This is a genomic window from uncultured Campylobacter sp. (assembly GCF_938045625.1).
Classification (GTDB): domain Bacteria; phylum Campylobacterota; class Campylobacteria; order Campylobacterales; family Campylobacteraceae; genus Campylobacter_A.
Map to the genome: position 1 here is coordinate 1 of NZ_CALIAV010000051.1, position 15,142 is coordinate 15,142.

At 45.3% G+C, this 15,142-nt stretch carries 15 protein-coding genes; 9 read left to right on the forward strand and 6 right to left on the reverse strand.

Features of this window, described 5'->3' with window-relative positions; genetic code table 11:
• The 3 genes from Q0386_RS04955 to rsmA form a co-directional block, all read right to left on the reverse strand.
• Nucleotides 1-943: SIS domain-containing protein (locus tag Q0386_RS04955; RefSeq protein WP_299027919.1), on the reverse strand; the 943-nt coding region annotated here is incomplete at its 3' end.
• 9 nt (nt 944-952) lie between these two features.
• Nucleotides 953-3,103, reverse strand: coding sequence for a ribonuclease J (locus Q0386_RS04960; RefSeq protein ID WP_299027922.1), 2,151 nt, complete (start codon nt 3,101-3,103; stop codon nt 953-955).
• A complete protein-coding gene (rsmA, locus tag Q0386_RS04965; RefSeq protein WP_299027925.1) occupies nt 3,060-3,914 on the reverse strand; it encodes a 16S rRNA (adenine(1518)-N(6)/adenine(1519)-N(6))-dimethyltransferase RsmA in 855 nt (284 codons plus the stop codon). Before rsmA ends, Q0386_RS04960 begins: the two co-directional genes overlap by 44 nt.
• 199 nt (nt 3,915-4,113) lie before the next feature.
• Between rsmA and hisF the strand changes: the two genes are divergently transcribed.
• From hisF to rlmN, 3 genes are read left to right on the forward strand one after another with little or no spacing between them, the layout of a single operon-like run.
• On the forward strand, nt 4,114-4,869 hold the full coding sequence (gene hisF / locus Q0386_RS04970) for an imidazole glycerol phosphate synthase subunit HisF (RefSeq protein ID WP_299027928.1): 756 nt from the start codon (nt 4,114-4,116) through the stop codon (nt 4,867-4,869).
• Between the two features lie 37 nt (nt 4,870-4,906).
• Complete coding sequence (locus Q0386_RS04975; RefSeq protein WP_299027931.1) at nt 4,907-5,572, forward strand: purine-nucleoside phosphorylase; 666 nt, start codon at nt 4,907-4,909, stop codon at nt 5,570-5,572.
• Nucleotides 5,569-6,660 (forward strand): 23S rRNA (adenine(2503)-C(2))-methyltransferase RlmN, encoded by a 1,092-nt coding sequence (rlmN, locus tag Q0386_RS04980; RefSeq protein WP_299027934.1) that lies wholly within the window; start codon nt 5,569-5,571, stop codon nt 6,658-6,660. The genes Q0386_RS04975 and rlmN overlap by 4 nt, the downstream gene beginning before the upstream one ends.
• Nucleotides 6,661-7,474: 814 nt before the next feature.
• Here rlmN and Q0386_RS04985 read toward each other — a convergent pair.
• Nucleotides 7,475-8,383 carry an RNA pseudouridine synthase gene (locus Q0386_RS04985; protein WP_299027937.1) on the reverse strand — a complete coding sequence of 303 codons (909 nt, stop codon included), beginning with the start codon at nt 8,381-8,383 and terminating at the stop codon, nt 7,475-7,477.
• A gap of 126 nt (nt 8,384-8,509) precedes the next feature.
• Here Q0386_RS04985 and purB point away from each other — a divergent pair, with 126 nt between their 5' ends.
• The 3 genes from purB to Q0386_RS05000 are packed head-to-tail and all read left to right on the forward strand — an operon-like array spanning nt 8,510 to nt 12,803.
• Nucleotides 8,510-9,847, forward strand: a complete 1,338-nt coding sequence (purB, locus tag Q0386_RS04990) for an adenylosuccinate lyase (protein ID WP_299027940.1) — start codon at nt 8,510-8,512, stop codon at nt 9,845-9,847.
• Complete coding sequence (locus Q0386_RS04995; protein WP_299027943.1) at nt 9,837-10,406, forward strand: hypothetical protein; 570 nt, start codon at nt 9,837-9,839, stop codon at nt 10,404-10,406. The genes purB and Q0386_RS04995 overlap by 11 nt, the downstream gene beginning before the upstream one ends.
• 21 nt (nt 10,407-10,427) lie before the next feature.
• Nucleotides 10,428-12,803, forward strand: coding sequence for a ribonucleoside-diphosphate reductase subunit alpha (locus Q0386_RS05000; protein ID WP_299027946.1), 2,376 nt, complete (start codon nt 10,428-10,430; stop codon nt 12,801-12,803).
• A 64-nt stretch (nt 12,804-12,867) separates the two neighbouring features.
• Here the strand turns inward: Q0386_RS05000 and Q0386_RS05005 are convergent, their stop codons facing one another.
• Complete coding sequence (locus Q0386_RS05005; RefSeq protein ID WP_299027949.1) at nt 12,868-13,116, reverse strand: helix-turn-helix transcriptional regulator; 249 nt, start codon at nt 13,114-13,116, stop codon at nt 12,868-12,870.
• Between the two features lie 222 nt (nt 13,117-13,338).
• Here Q0386_RS05005 and Q0386_RS05010 point away from each other — a divergent pair, with 222 nt between their 5' ends.
• On the forward strand, nt 13,339-13,566 hold the full coding sequence (locus Q0386_RS05010) for a hypothetical protein (RefSeq protein ID WP_295145066.1): 228 nt from the start codon (nt 13,339-13,341) through the stop codon (nt 13,564-13,566).
• A gap of 31 nt (nt 13,567-13,597) precedes the next feature.
• On the opposite strand, the gene tpx is transcribed toward Q0386_RS05010, so the two are convergent.
• On the reverse strand, nt 13,598-14,122 hold the full coding sequence (gene tpx / locus Q0386_RS05015; protein WP_299027952.1) for a thiol peroxidase: 525 nt from the start codon (nt 14,120-14,122) through the stop codon (nt 13,598-13,600).
• A 147-nt stretch (nt 14,123-14,269) separates the two neighbouring features.
• On the opposite strand from tpx, the gene nrdD reads away from it, so the two are divergent.
• Nucleotides 14,270-14,431, forward strand: a complete 162-nt coding sequence (nrdD, locus tag Q0386_RS05020; protein WP_009494742.1) for an anaerobic ribonucleoside-triphosphate reductase — start codon at nt 14,270-14,272, stop codon at nt 14,429-14,431.
• 17 nt (nt 14,432-14,448) lie between these two features.
• Entirely contained in the window at nt 14,449-15,135 is a 687-nt protein-coding gene (locus Q0386_RS05025; RefSeq protein ID WP_299027956.1) for an anaerobic ribonucleoside-triphosphate reductase activating protein, read from the forward strand.
• Nucleotides 15,136-15,142: the final 7 nt, after the last annotated feature.

Here is a 15,142-nt window from a genome sequence, read left to right on the forward strand (position 1 = left end):
AATTTGCAAGATCGTGGATGTGTAAAACACCCACGGGCACGCCATTTTCTACAACGGCTAGAAGCTGAATTTTATACTTTTCTATTAAAGCTAACGCATCCACGGCTAACATTTCCTTGTCGTTTATCTCTTTTGGATGTAAGGTTGCAAATTTCATTGCTGGCTCGTCTAGGTCAAAGTCCTCTCGCATAAGTGCACGTCTAAGATCGCCGTCGCTTAAAATAGCATCTAACACACCATCTTTATCGACGATTAGGACCGTGCCAAGTTTACCGTGTGTCATAGTATCAATTGCTTTTTTTAGGCTCGCATTCCAGCGAACTATCGGTAAATTTTCGCTTCTCATCACATCTTTGACCTTTAAAAATAGCCTCCTGCCAAGGCTGCCACCTGGATGAAAATTTGCAAAGTCCTCTTTTTTGAAACCTCGTTTTTGCATCAAACAAACAGCTAACGCATCGCCAAGAGCTAACGTTAGCGTAGTTGATGCTGTTGGAGCAGCATTTAGCGGGCAGGCCTCTTTCTCTACGTCAATGCTAATAAATGCGTCGCTAAATTTACCAAGCGAGCTTGTTTTGCTCCTTGCCATGGCGACAATTTTTACGCCAAAGCGCTTTACGTGAGGCAAAATTTTAATAAGCTCATCACTCTCGCCACTAAAGCTAATGGCTAACAAAACATCGTCTTTTTCTATCATTCCAAGGTCGCCGTGCATAGCCTCTGTCGGGTGCAAGAAAAAGCTTGGCGTGCCAGTGCTTGCAAGCGTGGCAGCGATCTTTGCACCTATGTGACCGCTCTTGCCCACGCCTGTGACTATAACCTTGCCTTTTGCGTTAAATATCAAATTTACAGCATCTTCTATGGCTAAATTTTTAGCATGCCTTAAAAGCTCGTTTGCTTCTATCTCTAAAACTTCTGATGCGATTTGGTTAATTGTTTGCATAAATTCCCCTTACATTAGATAGATAATAGGCACGATAGTCGGGTATTTTTTGACTTTTCTAAAGATGTGTTTTCGGATGACCTGACGTACCTGCCCTTCGAGTATCCTGCCGTCTTTTAAAAGCTCCTCTTTGACGTTGCTTAGATACTGCTCCAGCACTCCCTCCATCTCTTTTCTAAACTCGCCGTCTTGCTTATCGCCCACGAGCCCGTAGCTGATAACGCGAGGCTTGTTTATGAGCTTAGCGCCGTGGCGGGAAATTTGCGCGATGATCATCACGACGCCCGCTTCAGCCAAATTTTGCCTATCGATCACGACGTCGTCTGAAATTTGCTTGTTGATTTGGTTATCGATAAAGACCTTGCCCGTTTTTACGGTCTTGGCGCGCTTCATGTATTTTTGGCAAATTTCCATCTGATCGCCGTCGCTCATCAGATAGATGTTTCGCTCGTCCACGCCGCAGGCTACGGCCGTTTCTTTATGCTTTGCGATGTGGTTGTACTCGCCGTGAACGGGGAGGAAAAATTTAGGCTTTATCAGGCGCAGCATCAGCTTTTGTTCCTCTTGCGCGGCGTGACCGCTCACGTGTATCTCGCTAAAGTCCTGATACGCGACGCTAGCGCCTGATTTGATGAGGAAATTTAGCACCGTCGATACGCTGCTTTCGTTGCCTGGGATCGCTTTTGAGCTGATGATGATCTGATCAGTCGGCTTTATTTTGATGTATTTGTGCTCATCCGTAGCCATGCGGTACAGCGCGCTCATCGTCTCGCCCTGAGAGCCGGTTGTGACGATCAGTACTTCGTTATCTTTAAATTTGCCGACTTCGTTAGCGTCGATGAAAATTTTCTTATCGAGCTTAATATAGCCAAGCTCCATCGCCGTGTAAAGGTTACGCTCCATGCTACGGCCGATGACACAGACCTTGCGGTTGTATTTTAGCCCCCAGTCGATCGCCTGATATACGCGGTGGATGTTGGAGCTAAAAGTGCTCATTATCACGCGGCCTTTGGCTTTGGAAAAAATCGCGTCAAAGGTCTTACCCACGCTGCTTTCGCTTTTAGTAAAGCCCTCGCGGTAGCTGTTCGTGCTATCGCTCATCAGGCACAGCACGCCGCGCTCGCCGTAGTATGCGAGCCTGCCAAGGTCTGTTGGGTAGCCGTCGATCGGCGTGTGGTCGATCTTAAAGTCGCCCGTGTGGATGATAGTGCCCGCCTTTGTCGTGATGGCTAGCGCGCTAGCGTCGATGATAGAGTGCGTGATGTGTATCCACTCGACCTCGAAATCCCCTATCAAATACGGCTTGCGCTTTTCGACCGAGCGGAAAAGCGAACGTTCCTGCTTTAATCCGTGCTCTTCAAATTTATTATTTATCATACCAAGCGGCAGCGGCGTGGCGTAAATCGGAAATTTAAATTCTTTATAAAAGTAGGGCACCGCGCCGATGTGGTCCTCGTGGGCGTGCGTGATGACGACGCCTTTTATCTTGTCTTTTATCTTACGCACGTAGTCAAAGTCGGGGATCAGGATATCCACGCCGTGCATACTCTCGCTAGGAAAGCTCATGCCGATATCCACGATGATCGCGCTCGTATCGGTCTCAAATACGGTCATATTTCCGCCGATTTCGCCTAGTCCGCCAAGAGGCGTTATGCGGATCCTGTGATCGGTCGAGTTTAGGTATTTCATCGGCTCCAGGCGCAGTTCGTGGACGGCCTTGTTTGCCTCCATAGACGCGGCGATATCTTGCTGCCACTGCTCGTTTCCGCTTAGCTTGGCAGGTAAATTTTTCTTCGGCTTTCGCTGTTTTTTCGGCTTAGCTTCGCCCGTTTGATTTTCGACGTTTGCGGTTTGTTTGTTAGCGTTTTTGTTTTCGCTTTGCGCGCTATTTTGGGAGTTTTGTTTGCCATTTTTACTACGATTTCTTTTGCCGTTTTGTTTGTTAGTATTAGCTTGCTCGCCGTTTTGGGCATGCTGTTCGCCGCCGTCAAAAGGCTCTAAAAAGAAATTATCTATCACACTTTGGCTAGCTTTTTGCTCGCCGTTTTGCGTGTTTTGGTCTAAATTTTCTTGCTTATTTTTATTTCTCGGGCGAAATCTGCGCTTTTTATTGCTCTTACCCTGAGAAACTACCGCTTTTTCTTCGTTTTTGTCGTTCATTATCTTCCTTTAAATTTTTAAATACTTCTAGATAAAGATCGACATTTAGCTCATGCGGACGGATGTTTGCGCTCAAATTTAGCATGCTGAAAATTCGCTCGACTTCGGGCTTTTCGTAGCTTGAGCTCAAATTTTTCATCAGCGTTTTTCTAGGCGCGCTAAAGGCGATTTTGAGGTAAGTTTTAAATTTTTCATATTCAAATTTACTCTCAAATATACCCGTTTCGCCTATTAAATTTTTACTTTTTTGCAGTTTTATAACCGAGGAAGTCACCTTCGGCGGTGGGTTAAAGTAGCTCGCATCCACGTCAAAAAGTAGCTCGCAGCTACCTTGAAGCGAGGCTAAAATCGCCAAAGAGCTAAAATCTCTATCACCGCTTTTTGCGCTAAATTTAAGCGCAACTTCCTTTTGTATCATCACGACCAGGCCGCGACATTTCTCGTCTTCGATCGCATTTAGGATCATCTTCGTAGCAACGTAGTAGGGCAGGTTTGCCGCTAAAAAATACGGCTCATCGTTTAAGCCGTCTTCGCTCCACTGATCCAGCGCGTCTTTGCAAAAAAGTTTCAATCGTCCGTTTTGAATTTCGTTTGCGAATTTTTTCTGTAGCAACGCAAAAAGCTCGGTATCTATCTCATAGCTAGTTACGCCGCAAATCCGCAAAATTCTAAATGTCAAATCACCTAAGCCAGGCCCAATCTCAACGATATTTCGCGTATCTTTGGGAATCGCTTGGATGATTTTGTTTAGCGTCGCTTTGTCGTGTAAAAAATTTTGCCCGAAGCATTTTTTTGCTTTAATATTTTCCATTTTAACTCCGCAGAGTAGCGAAGCCACTCTTTACGGGCGGGAGCAAGCTCCCTGCACCCACCTAAAGCACACCGATGTTTGCGGCATCGGCGTAAATTTACCTTAAATTTTCGCCGATTTTACCCAAAAATATCTTATGTAATGATTAGATAAGTCAAATTTAGCTAAAATAAAGTCAAAATTTAGCTAAAGAAGAGCGATGAATCATTTTGCAAAACGCATAATCCCGTGCCTTGACGTCAAAGACGGACGCGTGGTAAAGGGCGTAAATTTCGTAGGTCTCGTAGACGCGGGCGATCCGGTCGAGATAGCCAAACGCTACAACGAGGAGGGTGCGGATGAGCTGTGCTTCCTCGACATTACGGCATCGCACCTTGGGCGCGATACGATCGTGGACGTCGTAGAGCGGGTCGCGCGCGAGCTTTTTATCCCGCTGACCGTTGGCGGCGGCATCCGCACGATCGACGATATCTCACGCCTGCTAAACGTGGGCTGCGACAAGATCAGCCTCAACTCAGCCGCGATAAAAAATCCAAATTTGATAGACGAAGCGGCAAATAAATTCGGCTCGCAGTGCGTCGTCGTTGCGATCGACGCAAAGAAAACAGGCGAGGGCTACAGCGTTTTTATAAACGGCGGCAGGCTAGATACGGGCAAGGACGCTCTAGCGTGGGCGAAAGAGGCGCAGGAGCGCGGTGCTGGCGAAATTTTACTCACGTCGATGGACTGCGATGGCGTCAAAAATGGCTTTGAGTTAAATTTGACGCGCATTTTTAGCGCGCTTGATATTCCCGTCATCGCAAGCGGCGGCGCGGGCAAAATGGAGCACTTTAAGGACGCATTTTTAGCGGGCGCGGACGCGTGCTTGGCAGCCTCTATCTTTCACTTTAGAGAGATCGAAATCAAGGCGCTTAAGAAATATTTGCGAGAGCAAGGCATCGAGGTTAGGCTGTGAAATTTGAGTTCAAATTTGACGCGCAAAAGGGCAGGGCGTGATTATTTCAGCCGGACGAAACGAAGTATTTGTATTCGCTCTACCTATGGGCGTGGGGCTAGTGGATATGAGCATAAATTTGACGGCGCTTTTGCAAAAGCGAGCTATGGTTGATGGTTGCGGTAGATACGAGCAAAATTTGACGGCCAATCGGCAACTTGACGAGAGGCTAAATTTGATAGATTCGCCTATTTTGCAAAGCGTAAAAACCTCACAAAACCCGGATAAAATTCTTAACGCGTTACCGAGTGAAATCATTTTTATAGGCTCGGCAGGACTTTACAAAGACGGCGAAGTTTTTGAAATTTACGAGAGCTCGGCCGCGGCAAACATCGAAATTTCAAGCCTAGAAAACAAGAGCTATTCGCCGATAGAGAGCAAAATCGCTTCTATTGTTCCACGTGGAACATGCAAGGTAAACTCCTCAAATTTCATTACAACCGATCAAAATTTAGCTCACGAGCTTTTTGATCGCGGATATTTTTTAGAAAATATGGAATTTTTTGCCATTCTTAAAGTCGCGCAAAAATTTCAAATCCCGGCTTACGGCATATTCGTAGCGACGAATTTTTGCGACAAAAACGCACATGCCGATTTTATAAAAAATCACGAGCAAGCCAAAAAAGAGCTCGAAAAATACCTAAAACAAAAGGAAATCATTTGAAAAATTTGCTTGATTTTACACTAGATGAGCTAAAAGAACAGCTCTCGCCGCCGTTTCGTGCGAAGCAAATTTTCGAGTGGCTATACAAAAAAAACGCAACAAGTTTTGATGAAATGCTAAATTTGCCAAAGGATCTGCGCGCAAATTTGGCGCAGGAGTTTTACCTCGATCCGCTAAAATGCGTCAAATTTGAGCAGAGCAGCGACGGCTCTATCAAATATCTTTTCGAGCTCAAAGACGGGCTGCGGATAGAAAGCGTACTACTGCCGATGAAAGAAGAGATCAGCGACGAAAATGGCGAGATAGCGCGCCACGCTCGTTATACTATCTGCGTTAGTTCGCAGGTAGGCTGCCGTATGGGCTGCTCGTTTTGTCTAACGGGTAAGAGCGGGCTAACGAGAAACCTAACGCCAGGCGAAATAGTGGGGCAAATTTTATGGATAAAAAGAGAAAACAAAATCCCCTACGAGCGCCGCGTAAACGTCGTATATATGGGCATGGGCGAGCCTCTGGACAATCTAGAAAACGTTAGTAAAGCCATAAAAATTTTAAAGGAAAACGATGGGTTAGCTATCGCTCCGCGCCGCCAGACCGTTAGTACAAGCGGGCTGGGTAGCCAGATAAAAAAGCTCGGTGAGATGGATCTAGGCGTGCTGTTAGCGATATCTTTGCACGCCGTTACTAACGAGCTTCGTAGCAAACTGATGCCTATAAATAACGCCTACAAAATCGAGTCCGTTATGGAGGCGGTGAGGGGCTTTCCGATCGATATGCGCAAGCGAGTGATGTTTGAGTATCTCGTCATAAAAGACATGAACGACGGCATAAAGGATGCCAAAAAGCTCGTTTCTCTGCTGCACGGCATCAAGGCAAAGGTAAATTTGATCTACTTTAACCCACACGAGGGTAGCGAATACGGTCGTCCAAACACAGCCGATATGGAGGCATTTCAGACGTACCTGCGCGATCACGGCGTGACCTGCACTATCAGGCAAAGCAAGGGGCTAGATATCAGCGCGGCGTGTGGTCAGCTAAAAGAGCGCAACAATCAAACAAATGGCAAAACAATAGCCAAGACGGCAAAATGACGCTGCTTGATATATCCCAAATAGTTTTCGTTTGCATTGTGGTTTTTATCGGTCTTGGACTGATTATAAAAACGGCTTTTTATGACAAATGCGACTGATGATATAGCATTCTTAAGAGAGCAAATAGATAGAAACAACGATAACTCGTTTTTTATTTTGCTCTATAATTTTTGCTATAAAGTTTATGAGTTACGATTAAATTTTATTTTTTAATAAACATACAATATTCCGCCGTCGTAGCTAAATTTATCCTGCCGTCTTACGCTATCGCCTACAAATGTAATCGGATTATAAGCCTGTCGGGGCTTTGGTATATTATACTCCCAACCGCAAGGAGGGTAGCCTAAATTTAATATTTTTAGCAAATTTGTATTGAAATCAATGCGGAAATTCGGGCAAATTTTACGTATACCGCACTCTTGAAATGTGCGCAAAACAATCGGAAGCACCGAATAATCATAAGCTTCAATCGGTAAGACGTACCGTCAGAATATCCTGAACCAAACGCTCTTTCTCAACCGATAAAATCTCTCTAGTCGCGCCTACGAGCTCATCCGCCAGCGAGTTTTGCCACAAAATTTGATCGCTAAAACGACAAATTTTGGAAAATATATCAAGATCGATATCACTCCATTCGTTTGATTTTAGTAGCTTTGATAGCTGCTAAAATTTTGTAAAATTAACACTAAGCGGAGCAAAAATTTTATCGGCATGTAGCGAGTGATTACCTACATTATTAAACCAATTTTGCGTATTTAGTTCGCTTTCAAATTCTGATTTTAGTTGCTAGATATCTAATTTCATTGCTTATCTTTTATTTTGATTTTACGAGGTTATAAAACTCGTTTCTAGCGTCAAATTTGGATTTTATTTTGTATTCTACGCCGTCAAAATTAAAGCAAATTTCATCCGAATGTAGTAGCAGTCTGGGAGCGCCGGTCGTTAAAATTCGCTCGATTTCACTCATCTGTTTATCTAAAATTTTCTCGATTTGCGGCCGTGCTAGACTGTAGAGCGGTTCGCCTAAAATCTTATGTTCCACGTGGAACAAATGCAAGCGAATTTGATGTTGCCTGCCCGTGAGCGGTACGGCTCGAACCAGCGTCGCATCGATATCGGCAAAATACTTTATCGGCAAAATCTCCGTAACCGCGCTTTTGCCGTCCTCGCAAATTCGCATTCTTATTTTCACGTCGTCATAGTCGTTTGCTAGATCCATATTCGCTTCGATACGCAAATTTTCGCTTATCTTGCCGTGCACCAGTGCGACATAGCTTTTATAAACCTGCCGATTTTCAAAAAGTTTTTTCAAATTTACGACCGCATTTTTATCTTTACCTACGACGATGAGTCCACTCGTTTCACAGTCCAAGCGATGTGCGACTGAGGCTTCGCGACCGTAGAGCGACCAAATTTCATCATTTAGCGAGTACTCGCAGTGCCTGCCGTTTGGGTGGCTGAGCACGCCGCTTGGCTTATCAAAAACGGCAAATTTATCGCACTCAAAAATCGGCTGTAAACCGCGTGGATTCGTCTCATACTCTATCAGACAAATTTCGCCGCTTAGCAATGCGTTTTTCTCGCTGACGACCGTGCCGTCGCAGATAAGTCGGCCTTTGTCGATGAGGCGCTGAGCTTCGCGCATTTTATAGCCGTTTTGTAGCAAAATTTCATACGCTTTTTGCCCTTCGGCATGCGTGATAAATTTATGAATATAAGGCAATTTTCACTCTTTAAATCTAAAATTTAAGGGCAAATTTAGCGGATACTAACCGCCTTTTCAGCCCAGTTTTTGTATAATCTTTCCTTAAAAAATTATACAAAAATTCGCATAAAAAAGGCTAAAGAGATGGTAGAGAGATATTCGCGCGAACAGATGGCGCAGAAGTGGAATACGCAGGCAAAATACGGTGCGTGGCTAGAGGTCGAAAAGGCCGCGGTCAAAGCGTGGAATAAGCTAGGTTTTATTAGTAACGAGGACTGCGATAAAATTTGCAAAAATGCAAAATTTGACGTAGCGCGCATCGACGAGATCGAAAAGACGACCAAGCACGACGTAATCGCGTTTCTGACGAGCGTGAGCGAGAGCCTGGGCGAGGAGAGCCGCTTCGTGCACTACGGCATGACTAGCTCAGATTGCATCGACACCGCCGTCGCGCTTCAGATCAAAAGCAGCATGGAGCTCATTATCGAGGATGTAAAAGGCCTCATGAGCGCGATCAAAACCAGAGCGCAGGAGCACAAAAACACGATGATGGTCGGCCGCAGCCACGGCATCCACGGCGAGCCGATCACCTTCGGGCTCGTGCTTGCGGTCTGGTACGACGAAGTCGCGCGCGCGCTAAAGCTGCTGCAGGACGCCAAAGAGGTCGCAGCCTACGGCAAACTAAGCGGCGCGATGGGGAACTTCGCTCACGCACCGCTCGAGTTTGAGGAGCTAACCTGCGCCGAGCTCGGCTTAAAGCCCGCCCCGGCGTCAAATCAGGTCATCCAGCGCGACCGCTACGCCCACGTCATCAGTGCGATCGCCGTCCTAGCCGCCACCTGCGAAAAGATCGCCGTCGCCGTGCGTCACTTCCAAAGGACGGAAGTTTACGAGGCCGAGGAGTACTTCAGCCCGGGTCAAAAGGGCTCTAGCGCGATGCCGCACAAGCGAAATCCCGTACTTAGCGAAAACATCACCGGCCTTTGCAGGATGCTGCGCTCATACGTGACGCCTGCGCTTGAAAACGTCGCGCTCTGGCACGAACGCGACATCAGCCACAGCTCGGTTGAGCGATTTATACTGCCCGATGCCTTCATCACGGCCGATTTCATGCTAGCGCGCATTACAAATTTGATCGCAAATTTGGTAGTTTATCCGGAAAATATGATGAAAAATCTAAATTTAACGGGCGGGCTCGTCTTTTCTCAGCGCGTGCTTCTGCAGCTTCCGCAGCGCGGGATTTCGCGCGAAGATGCGTACAAGATCGTACAGCGTAACGCGATGAAGGTCTGGGCGGATCTGCAAGAGGGCAAAAAGGCGATAAACGAAAACGGCGAGAGTCTGTTTTTACAAAATTTACTCGCCGACGAGGAGCTGCGCGCAAGCCTGGGCGAAGCCGAGATAAAAGAGTGCTTTGATTATGCGTATTACGCCAGGCACGTGGATGGGATATTTAAAAGGGTGTTTATAGATGAAAAATGAAAAACAAATTAAACTGATAGAAGATGATATAAGTGCTGCGAATAGTATTTTATCAAAAAATAAAAGCTATGAAGAAATAGAAGAATTTTTATGTGATTTAGAAGATAAATACAGAGATTATAATATACATGTTTCATCCAATTATATAATAGATCTTGATACCGGCAAGACTATTTATGAAGGATATCCCAAGGAATTAAAATGTTTTATTAATAAATTACGTGTCCTAGTTGCAAAGCTTCAAGATGAAGACAACAATGCAGCAACAAACCATTCAAATTTAGTCAATATACATAATGATAATACAAACACAGCAAATGCTAATATCACTCAAAATATTAGCATCAAAAGCACGATGGAAAAAATAGATCAAATTCCAGATGAAATTCTTGCTGAAAATTTAAAGGATGAATTAAAAGGACTGCTTAGCGAGCTTGAGAATTGCAAAGATAATCAAGAGAAAAAATCGAAGCTAATGGGAGTCGTTAAATGGCTTGGAGATAAAACGGCTGACGCTTTTATCGCTTGTTTGCCCTATTTTGCCGGGCTTAGCTTATAAAATTATAAATAAGGAAAAAATTTGAAAGTAATCAAACGAAACGGGCGCACGGAAGAGCTTGACGTAAGCAAGATCAAAAAATACACGAGCGAGGCGGTCGCAGGGCTAGCAAACGTGAGCCTAAGCGAGCTTGAGGTGGATGCGAAAATTCAGTTTCGCGATATGATAACGACCGAAGAGATCCAGCAAACCCTCATCAAAACAGCCGTCGAAAAGATCGACATTGACCGCCCAAACTGGACCTTCGTCGCAGCGAGGCTATTTTTATACGACCTTTACCACAAGGTCACGGGTTTTAGCGGCTATAACCATTTGCGCGACTACCTACAAAAAGGCGAAAAAGCAGGCCGCGTCATCCCAGGGCTAAAAGAAAAATACGATCTAGACGACCTAAACGACTACATAAGGCCCGAGCGCGACCTTCAGTTTGCCTATCTTGGTATCAAGACGCTATACGACCGCTACCTCATCAAAGACCGCAGCGGCGCTCCAATCGAGCTACCGCAGCAGATGTTTATGGCGATCGCGATGTTCCTCGCGCAAAACGAACTAGACTGCCAAGGCTGGGCGAAGAAATTTTACGACCTCATATCTAAATTTGAAGTCATGCTCGCCACTCCGACGCTATCAAACGCCCGCACGACGCGCCATCAGTTAAGCTCTTGCTACGTAGGAAGCACGCCTGATAATATCGAGGGGATTTTCGATAGCTACAAAGAGATGGCTCTTCTTAGCAAATTTGGCGGCGGTATCGGCTGGGACTGGTGCAAGGTGCGCGCTATGGGCGGCAGCATCGACGGACATAAAAATGCAGCCGGCGGCATCATCCCGTTTCTAAAAGTCACAAACGATATCGCCGTCGCCGTCGATCAGCTAGGCACGAGAAAGGGCGCGATAGCCGTCTACGTCGAGCCGTGGCACATGGACGTGAGCGACTTCCTGGATCTGCGCAAAAACTCGGGCGAAGAGCGCCGCAGAGCGCACGAGCTGTTCCCTGCGCTTTGGATAAACGACCTTTTCATGAAACGCGTAAAAGAAAACGCGCGCTGGACTCTCTTTGATCCCGCAGAGGTCGCCGATCTGTGCGATCTATACGGCGATGAGTTCGAGGCTCGCTACCTAGCATATGAAAACGATGAAAAGATCCAAAAAAACGTCGTCATGGCAAAGGAACTGTGGAAGAAAATTTTAACTAGCTATTTTGAATCGGGCATGCCGTTTTTGTGTTTTAAAGATAACGCAAACAAAGCCAATCCAAACGACCACGACGGTATCATCAGAAGCTCGAATTTATGCACCGAAATTTTCCAAAATACGCAACCAAACTACTACAAGATCAAGATCACGTTTGATAACGGCTCCGAGCGGCTATTTGACGAAGAAGAAGACGTCACCGTTGATAGCGGCATAACCAAAAAAGCCAAAAAACTAAGCGCTCTAGATAGCATTGATGGGAAACAAATTTTCATCGTCGAAAAAGAAAGCGTCGAGGGCAAAACCGCCGTGTGCAACCTCGCGAGTATAAATTTAAGCAAAATCAACAAAAAAGAAGACATCGAGCGCGTCGTGCCGATCGCCGTACGCATGCTAGATAACGTCATTGATCTAAATTTCTACCCGCACAAAAAGGTCAAACACACCAACCTAGCCTCTCGCTCGATCGGCCTTGGCGTCATGGGCGAGGCACAGATGTTAGCCGAGCGCGGCGTGAAATGGGGCAGCTACGAGCACCTAGCGCTGATCGATAGCGTGATGGAAAACATAAGCTACAACGCCATCTACGCCAGCTCAAATTTGGCGGTAGAAAAGGGCGTTTATCCGCTCTTTGAAGGCTCAAAGTGGAGCAGGGGAGTGATGCCTATCGACACGGCAAATGCAAACGCCAAAGCGCTTCTAAACGACAGAGGAGGGCTATTTGACGAGAATGCCTGCGACTGGAGCAAACTACGCGAAAAGGTCAGAAAAGACGGCATGCGAAACGGCTATCTTATGGCGATCGCACCGACGTCTAGCATCAGCATACTCGTAGGCACCACGCAGACGATCGAGCCCGTGTATAAGCGCAAATGGTTCGAGCACAATCTAAGCGGTATGATACCAAACGTAGTACCGAATCTCAGCCCTGAGACGTGGCAGTTCTACACGCCTGCGTATGAGCTAGATCAGCGCGTACTCGTGCGTGCCGGCGCCATCCGCCAAAAGTGGATCGACCAGGGCCAGAGCCTAAATATTTTCATGAGCCTAGACAAAGCCAGCGGCGGATACCTGAGCGAAATTTACACGCTTGCGTGGGAGCTGGGACTAAAATCGACCTACTATCTACGCTCCGAAAGCCCTGATAGCGAAAAGCTAAACAACGTCGCCGATCGCTCGATCGAGTGCGAGGGGTGTCAGTAAACTGCCAGTAAATTTGGGTCAAATTTTGATGCTATTTCATTACAAAGTAGCATCAAAAATTTATTCAAAAAAAATCTTTAATATCCAAATTTAAAACTTTACAGATTTTATACAGATGTTCCAAATTAAAATGTTTATTATATTTGTTGTTTTCACAATTTGAGTAAAATGCCACGGATTTAATATCTATACTAAGAGCCATTTCAAGTTGTGAAATATTTCTTTCTTCTCTAAATATACGGACCTTTTGTGATATAGATTGATAAAATTTAAAGATTTCCTCATCACTAAAAATATTAAAATTCTCACTCACTTTTTTATCCTATAGGATAAATAAAATCTATTTTAGAAGGAGTTATAATGACAAATCAATCAGACAAAAATGCAGCACAAAAACAAATAGTTTATAGGGCAAAGTGTTTAGAATGCAAATATGAATGGACAAGTAGAGCAGGCAGTGGAACACCCAATTGTTGTCCAAAGTGTAGAAGTAATAGAATAACTATTTCACCATTATCATGAAAAAGGATTTATTGTGGATGCAGGCGAAGTAGCCAAGAAAATAATTAAGGGTATTGGAATAGGCGTTATTGAAGTTGGAAAAGCCTTTATGGGAGAGATGGCAAAAGCTAAAAAGACAAAGTTAGAATGCGAAGACTTAAGCGATTCTGATCTAAGAAGAAAGATAGAGACTAGTAGCGGCACAGAAAAAACAGTCGCTACTAGCATTCTAAATAAAAGACTAGAAGATAGAAATAGTTAATTTTTATCTTGCGGTCTTTAAATTTATCGGCTTACATGCACCCGCAGCCGCAGCCTCCACTTGATTTTATCGCGTCAAATACCGCATCGTAGTTCGGTTCCTCCGTGATCTCAGGGACGATTTGTTTGTGGATGATAACGCCATCTTTGATGACAAAAACTGCTCTAGTTAAAAGCCCCGCAAGCGGTCCTTCGCCGATGATTACGCCGTATTTTTCGCCGAACTCTCTAGCTCTAAAGTCGCTACCGACTTTTAAATTTTTGATGCCCTCCGTAGAGCAAAATCTCCCCATCGCAAACGGCAGATCCATCGAGATCACGCTTAGTTTGATCGCCTGTTTCGCGGCCATTTTTTCGTTAAATTTACGCGTCTCAGTCGCGCAAACGCCCGTATCTAGCGACGGGACAGCCACTAGTATCTCGATGCCGTTGTTGCCGCCGACCTTAAACTCGCCTAGATCCTGCCCAACTAGCGCGACCTCTGGCGCATACGAGCCCACAAATACCTCTTCGCCTTTTAGCGCGATGTCCGCGCCGTGAAATTTGACTTTCGCCATATTTTTCCTTTATTTTAAATTTAATCGTAACGCGGATATTACCATACTTTTAACAACGACTGAAAAACAAAAAATCACGTAAAATTTAAGACGGCAGTTATTTATAAAGTGCTATACTATTTGACATCAATTATCAAGGAGTGACAAATGAGCGACAAAGAAATCCTAGCTTCGCTTGAGGCAAAACGCACGAAATGCGTCGTTTACACCCGCGTAATGGGCTACCACCGCCCTGTAGAGAGCTTTAACCTCGGTAAAAAAGGCGAGCACAAAGAGCGCGTCAAATTTTGCGAGCCAAAATCCCACTAAACTCCTGCGAGTAAAACGTGAAAGACGCTGATTTTCCGCTTTACTCGCTCACCCCCTTTACAACCCTCGACTACCCCGACAAAACGGCCTGTATAGCGTGGTTTGCGGGCTGCAATATGCGCTGCGCCTACTGCTACAACGTCCCTATCGTCACTGGCACGGGACAGATTAGCCATGCCGAGTTTATCAAATTTTTAGACAAGCGCAAAGGCAAGCTTAGCGGCGTGGTTTTTAGCGGCGGCGAATGCACGCTTAGCCCAGCGTTTTTACCGCTAGCTAGCGAAGTAAAGTCACGCGGATTTTCGCTCAAAGTCGATACCAACGGCTCAAATTTGACCGTGCTCGGGCAGGCTATCTCGCTAAATTTGATCGACTACATCGCGCTTGATTTTAAAGCACCGAAAGAGAAATTTCTAAAGGTTACCGGTTCGATTTTGTATAAAAACTTCTTGCAAACGCTTGAGTTTTTGCTGCAAAGTAGCCTTAAATTTGAGGTTAGAACGACGGTACATGCGGACTTGCTAGACGAGGCCGATATCTCTGCTATGAGCGAGATTTTGTACGAGCACGGATATAGGGGCGTTTATTACTTGCAAAATTTCCTAGATACCGGCGAAAATTTCGGAAATTTGACGCAGACGAAGGCTAAATTTGATCCAAATTTGATACGTTCTAATTTAGAAATAGGACTTAGAAATTTTTAGTAAATTT

What these genes read in the sequence shown, in the direction of transcription:
- rsmA (WP_299027925.1), bottom strand. Translation starts at nt 3,914, where the DNA reads ATGGAAAATATTAAAGCAAAAAAATGCTTCGGGCAAAATTTTTTACAC.
- purB (WP_299027940.1), top strand. Translation starts at nt 8,510, where the DNA reads ATGGTAGAGAGATATTCGCGCGAACAGATGGCGCAGAAGTGGAATACG.
- Q0386_RS04995 (WP_299027943.1), top strand. Translation starts at nt 9,837, where the DNA reads ATGAAAAATGAAAAACAAATTAAACTGATAGAAGATGATATAAGTGCT.
- Q0386_RS04960 (WP_299027922.1), bottom strand. Translation starts at nt 3,103, where the DNA reads ATGAACGACAAAAACGAAGAAAAAGCGGTAGTTTCTCAGGGTAAGAGC.
- tpx (WP_299027952.1), bottom strand. Translation starts at nt 14,122, where the DNA reads ATGGCGAAAGTCAAATTTCACGGCGCGGACATCGCGCTAAAAGGCGAA.
- nrdD (WP_009494742.1), top strand. Translation starts at nt 14,270, where the DNA reads ATGAGCGACAAAGAAATCCTAGCTTCGCTTGAGGCAAAACGCACGAAA.
- hisF (WP_299027928.1), top strand. Translation starts at nt 4,114, where the DNA reads ATGAATCATTTTGCAAAACGCATAATCCCGTGCCTTGACGTCAAAGAC.